General features: G+C 68.3%; 6 protein-coding genes and 1 pseudogene. All 7 read left to right on the forward strand.

The features are described 5' to 3' along the window. Positions 1 to 335: pseudogene (locus AC5RUJ_RS09640) on the forward strand (hypothetical protein); the annotation flags it as partial. 14 nt (positions 336 to 349) lie between these two features. Continuing rightward, positions 350 to 1,201 (forward strand): flagellar type III secretion system pore protein FliP, encoded by an 852-nt coding sequence (fliP, locus tag AC5RUJ_RS09645; protein WP_494000438.1) that lies wholly within the window; start codon positions 350 to 352, stop codon positions 1,199 to 1,201. A gap of 2 nt (positions 1,202 to 1,203) precedes the next feature. After that, positions 1,204 to 1,479: a flagellar biosynthesis protein FliQ gene (gene fliQ / locus AC5RUJ_RS09650; protein ID WP_494000437.1), complete on the forward strand. Its 276-nt coding sequence runs from the start codon at positions 1,204 to 1,206 to the stop codon at positions 1,477 to 1,479. Continuing rightward, positions 1,479 to 2,240, forward strand: a complete 762-nt coding sequence (locus tag AC5RUJ_RS09655; protein ID WP_494000436.1) for a flagellar biosynthetic protein FliR — start codon at positions 1,479 to 1,481, stop codon at positions 2,238 to 2,240. Before fliQ ends, AC5RUJ_RS09655 begins: the two co-directional genes overlap by 1 nt. Next, positions 2,241 to 3,419, forward strand: a complete 1,179-nt coding sequence (locus AC5RUJ_RS09660; protein ID WP_494128377.1) for an EscU/YscU/HrcU family type III secretion system export apparatus switch protein — start codon at positions 2,241 to 2,243, stop codon at positions 3,417 to 3,419. Next, the gene (gene flhA, locus AC5RUJ_RS09665) at positions 3,419 to 5,473 is read left to right on the forward strand and encodes a flagellar biosynthesis protein FlhA (protein ID WP_494128376.1); all 2,055 of its coding nucleotides are present in this window, start codon (positions 3,419 to 3,421) and stop codon (positions 5,471 to 5,473) included. The genes AC5RUJ_RS09660 and flhA overlap by 1 nt, the downstream gene beginning before the upstream one ends. Continuing rightward, a partial coding sequence (locus AC5RUJ_RS09670; RefSeq protein ID WP_494155801.1) for a hypothetical protein occupies positions 5,448 to 5,867 on the forward strand: 420 nt, incomplete at its 3' end. The genes flhA and AC5RUJ_RS09670, both read left to right, overlap by 26 nt.

Genomic DNA, 5,867 nt, shown 5'->3' on the forward strand with positions numbered 1-5,867 from the left:
CAACACCTTCCGACGGCGACGCCGGTGTCCCGCGCCGCGCGGCCCGTCGTGCCGCCGCTATGCCCGAGCCGCCCGTCGAACAAACGTTTCAAGGGCACCGTGACGTCGCGCAGGAGTTCGACGAGCCGCACCACGACGGCGACGTCATTCCCCTCCGGCAGGCGGGGCTGTATCCGATCGACGGCGGACGGCGTTCCGTCCGCACGGGCCGCCGGGCGTCGCGTCCGGCCGGCCGGCAGGAGCAGGCGCCGGATTCCCCGCTGGCCGGGTCCATCTTGTCTCCGTCCACCTGGAAGCAGACCGCCGAAGCCCTGAAGCAGGTCCGTTCGCGTTGAGAAGCACCGGCATCATGGCCTTGACGGCGGGCCGCTGGCCGCGTTTGGCCACCGCAGCATTGCTGGCATTACTGCTGGCAGTGGCCTTTGCCGTCGCCGCTGCCATCCTGAGCGCGCCTTCGGCCTTCGCGTCGCCGGTCGCCCCGGTTCCCCCCGTTGACCCGCTGGCCCCCGTCGAACCGGGCTCGCCGGACGGCGACGGCGGGTTCTCGGTGGAGATCAACGGGCCCAACGGCACGCCGTCGTCCGCCGTCATCACGCTGCTGGGCATCACGCTGCTGTCGGTGGCCCCCGCGCTGCTGCTGATGATGACGTCCTTCACCAAGATCTTCGTGGTGCTGGCGATGACCCGGAACGCGCTGTCCCTGCCCTCCATCCCGCCGAACCAGGTGCTGGCCGGGCTGGCACTGTTCCTGTCGCTGTTCATCATGTGGCCGGTGCTGACCCAGGTGAACGAGCTGGGCGTCCAGCCGTACATGGAAGGGACCACGGACTTCACGGATGCGGTGGGCGCCGCCGCCGCTCCGCTGCAGAACTTCATGCTGGCGCACACCCGCGAAGAAGACCTGGCGCTGATGATGCGGGCGGCCGACCTGCCCAACCCGGAGAATCCCGAGGCCGTGCCGCTGCAGACCCTGATCCCGGCGTTCATGATTTCCGAGTTGCGCGCCGCGTTCATCATCGGGTTCGTCATCTTCGTGCCGTTCCTCGTGATCGACCTGGTGGTGGCCTCGGCGCTGATGTCCATGGGCATGATGATGCTCCCGCCGGTGATGATTTCGCTGCCTTTCAAGATCCTGCTGTTCGTGCTGGTGGATGGCTGGGGCCTGATCATCACCGCCCTGGTCGGAAGTTACGGTACCTAGCCGTGGATACAAACGCCGTCCTCGACATCGGCCTGCAGGGCCTGCTGGTCGCCGCCAAACTCTCCGCCCCGGTGCTGGTCACCGCGCTGGTGGTGGGCTTCGCCGTCTCCCTGGTCCAGTCCATGACACAGATCCAGGAAATCACGCTGTCCTTCGTGCCCAAGGCCGTGGCCGTGGCCGTGGCGCTGCTGATCTGCGGACACTGGATGATTTCGGAGATGGTCTCCTTCACGCAGGAAATGTTCGAGAAAATCCCCGGCCTGCTCGGCGGCGGATAATGAACATCCCGCTCGACCAGGCGTGGATCGAGGCCACCATGCTGGCAGGTGTCCGCATGGTGGCTTTCCTGCTGATTGCCCCGCCGTTCTCCTACGGAGCCATCCCGGCCCGCATCAAGGCGATGCTCGGCGTCGGACTGGCCCTGGCGGTGTCCCCGCGGGTGGCCAACGGGTACGAGCCGATGAGCACGGCGGGATTCTTCGGCGCGCTGGTGCTGGAGATCCTGGTGGGCGCCCTGCTGGGGTTCCTCGTGCTGGTGGTGTTCTCCGCGGTGCAGTCGGCGGGCACGTTGATCGACCTGTTCGGCGGCTTCTCCATGGCGCAGGCGTTCGACCCGCAGTCCATGGTCAACGGCGCGCAGTTCACCCGGCTGTTCCAGATGGCCGCGCTGGCGCTGCTGTTCGCCTCCGACGGCTACCAGTTGATCATTGGCGGGCTCGCGCGCAGTTTCACCGCGCTGCCGCTGGGCGGGGGAGTCGACCTGGCCGAGCCGGTGCAGCTGATCATCACCGGTGTGACGCAGATGTTCCTGGCGGCGGTGCAGATTGCCGGACCCCTGCTGGTGGTGCTGTTCCTGGCCGACGCCGGCCTCGGCCTGCTCACCCGGGTGGCCCCGGCGCTGAACGCGTTTGCGCTGGGCTTCCCGTTGAAGATCTTCCTGACCCTGACCCTGGCCGGCGTGGTGTTCGTGGCGCTGCCGCGGATTGTCTCCTCGCTCGCCGGACAGGCCGTGACGGCACTGACGGGGGTGGTGGGCTAGATGTCGCAGGACACCTCCGAAGAACGGACAGAGCAAGCCACCGCCAAGCGGATGAAGGAAGTCCGGCAGAAGGGCCAGCTCTCCAAATCCCAGGACCTCACCGCGTGGCTGGGCGTGGGCGCGGCCGCGTTGATGCTGCCGATGACCATCGGCCGGGCCTCCCAGGCCGGCACCGACCAGATGTTCACCGTCACGCGGATGATCGAGTCGCCGGACCCGGGGCTGGTGGTCAAGGCGCTCGAGGACGGCCTGGGCACGATCATGTACACGCTCACGCCGATGTTCCTGGCCGTGGTCGCCGTGATCATCGCGGGTGCGGCGCTGCAGGGCGGCATCCACTGGAAGAAGTTCAAACCCGAGACCCAGCAGTTCAACCTGGTCAACGGGCTGAAGAAGGTGTTCGGCCTGCAGGCGCTCTGGCAGGGTGCCAAGGCGCTGCTGAAGACCGTGGTGGTGGGGCTCGCTCTCTACTTCGTGATCCAGGGCCTGGTCCCGGTGCTGATGACCGCCGGCGGGCTCTCGGTCGGATCGCTGCTCGAGGCTGCGGGCGGCGGAACCGCCGGCCTGCTGCAGACCGCGATCATCGCCGGCCTGATGCTGGCCGCGCTGGACGTGATGGTCGTGATCCGGCGCAACCGCAAGAAAACCCGGATGACCAAGAAGGAAGTCCGCGACGAAAACAAGAGCTCCGAGGGCGATCCGCTGATCAAGTCGCAGCGGCGCTCGCGGCAGTTGGCGATGAGCCGCAACCGCATGATCGCCGCGGTGGGAGGCTCCGACGTCGTGCTGGTCAACCCGACCCACTACGCGGTGGCGCTGAAGTACGAACCGGGAAAGTCGGCGCCGCGCGTGGTGGCCAAGGGGGCGGGCAACATTGCCGCCCGCATCCGCGAGGAAGCCGAAACCACCCGCGTGCCGGTGGTGCGCGATGTCCCGCTGGCCCGGGCGCTGCACGGCGCCTGCGAGATCGGCCAGGAGATCCCCTTGGAGCTTTACAACGCCGTGGCCCGCGTGCTGGCCTTCGTCATGAGCCTGAAGGCCCGCGGCACCTCAGCCGGTACAGCCGCAGGCGTCCACACTATGGCGGAGCCGGCCATGACCGACGCCGACGCTGCCGCCCACGCTTCAACCCGGCAGGGCCGCCGAGCCTTGTCCCTACCGTCACCCGGAGGTGACTGATGAACCGCAACCTCTCCAAGCTCGCCGTCCCGATCGGCGTGGTGGGCATCGTCCTGCTGCTGGTGGTGCCGATTCCGGCTGGACTGCTGGACGTGCTGATCATCGTGAACATCCTGCTGGCGCTGGTGATCCTGCTGACCACGATGTTCGTGAAGAAGCCGCTGGACTTCTCCGTGTTCCCGTCGCTGCTGCTGGTGGCCACGCTGTTCCGGCTGGGCCTGAACGTGGCGTCTACCCGGCTGGTGCTGGGCGACGGCTATGCCGGGCAGGTGATCGAGGCCTTCGGCCACGTGGCCGTGGGCGGCTCGATCATCATCGGCGCGGTGGTGTTCCTGATCCTGGTGGTCATCCAGTTCGTGGTGGTCACCAAGGGCGCCGAGCGCGTGGCCGAGGTGGGGGCTCGCTTCACGCTGGACGCGATGCCGGGCAAGCAGATGGCGATCGACGCCGACCTGAACGCCGGGCTGATCACCGACGTGCAGGCCCGGGAACGCCGTGCCGCGGTATCCGCCGAAGCCGACTTTTACGGCGCGATGGACGGCGCGTCGAAGTTCGTCAAGGGCGACGCGATCGCCGGCATCATCATTATCATCATCAACATCGTCGGCGGCATCGCCATCGGCATGCTGCAGCGCGGCATGGAAATCGGCGACGCGGTCAGCACCTACACCCTGCTGACCATCGGCGACGGCCTGGTCACGCAGATCCCGGCGCTGCTGATGGCCGTGTCCACCGGCATGGTCGTGACGCGTTCGAATGCCGACTCCGAAATGGGTTCCGACGCCTCCGACCAGCTGACCCAGTCCCGGCAGGCGCTGATGATCGCCGGCGGCGCGGCCATTCTGCTGGCCCTGATCCCGGGCATGCCCAAGATCCCGTTCATCCTGGTGGGCGCGTTCCTGATCTTCATGGCGCAGCGGCTCAAGGCCACCGAGGCGGCCAAGGCCAAGGACGACGACGCCGCCGCCGCCGAGGCGGGTCAGGCGGCTCCCGCTTCGGAGACTACCGAGGACCTGATTGAACAGATGCGGGTGCACGCGCTGGAGATCCAGCTGGCCCCGGACCTGGTGGATTTGGTCTCCGGCGCCTCCGACGACCTGCTGGCGCGGGTGCGTGCGCTGCGCCGGAAGATAGCCATGGAACTGGGCGTCGTGGTGCCGCCGGTGCGCACCCGCGACAGCATCGACCTGCCGATGTCCACCTATGTGATCCGGATTGCCGGCGTGGAGGCCGGCCGCGGCGAGGCCCCGGCCGGCAAGGTGTTGGCGCTGGGGGACAACCTGGAATCGCTGCCGGGCATCGCCACGGTGGAGCCGGTGTTCGGGCTGGCCGGCAAGTGGGTCCCGGCGGAGATGCGGCACAGCGCGGAGATGGCGGGAGCCACCGTGATCGACCGGGTCTCCGTGCTGGTCACCCACCTGTCCTCGTTGATCTCCGCCAACGCCGCCCGGCTGCTGACCCGTGAGGACGTGCGCGTGCTGACCGAGGGTGTGAAGTCGGTGAACCCGTCCGCGGTGGACGAACTCACCCCGTCGCTGCTGTCGCTGGCCGAGGTGCAGCGCGTGCTGCAGGGGCTGCTGGCGGAGCAGATCCCGATCAACGACCTGCCGCGCATCTACGAGGCACTGGCGCTGAAGGCCAAGTCGTCCACCGACCCGGAGGGCCTGATCGAGGCCGCCCGGCAGGCGCTGGGCCCGGCCCTGACCGCGCAGTACCTGGACAGGCAGCTGCTGCGGGTGATCATGATCGATCCCACGCTGGAGCAGTCCATGCTGGAGGGCATGCGCCCGTCCGAGCACGGCACGCAGATCCTGCTCTCGGTCGAGCGGACCGAAGCCGTGCTGGCCTCGCTGCGGGATGCGCTGGAGAAAGTGGAAGCCAACGGCCTCACCGCGGTGCTCGTGTGCGCGCCCGCGCTGCGCCCGGCCATCCGGCGGCTCGTCTCGGCGCAGGCCGGGGGACTTCCGGTACTGTCCTATCAGGAGGTCACCTCCGCCAGCGTGAAGATCGAGACCGTGGGGGTAGTACGTGTCGGCCAGACGGCTGCAGCTTAAGGGCGCTTCCCTCCAGGAACTCAAGGCCAAGGTCCTGGCCGACCACGGACCCGACGCGAAGATTGTCGCGGCCGAGAAGGTCACGGTCGGCGGCATCCGCGGCTTCTTCGCCCGCGAGCACTACGAAGTCACGGTGGAACTGCCGGCCTCGGCCGTGCGCGGCCAGCATGCCCTGGACCAGAAGGCCCGCGCCGGAATCGCGGCGCTGCTGGCCGACGCCGAGCGCACCGAATCCAGGCTGCACGGCAAGGCGCCGGAACTGCACGTCTCCACCCACACCGACCAGTTCGCGGTCATCATGGACAACCTGACCCTCAACACGGCGCGGCCCACCCGCCTGCCCAAGGGCGCCCGACTGGAGGAACCGCCGCCGGAGGCTGCCGGGCAGGCGGAG

It is taken from the genome of Arthrobacter sp. Y3223164 (assembly GCF_059091005.1).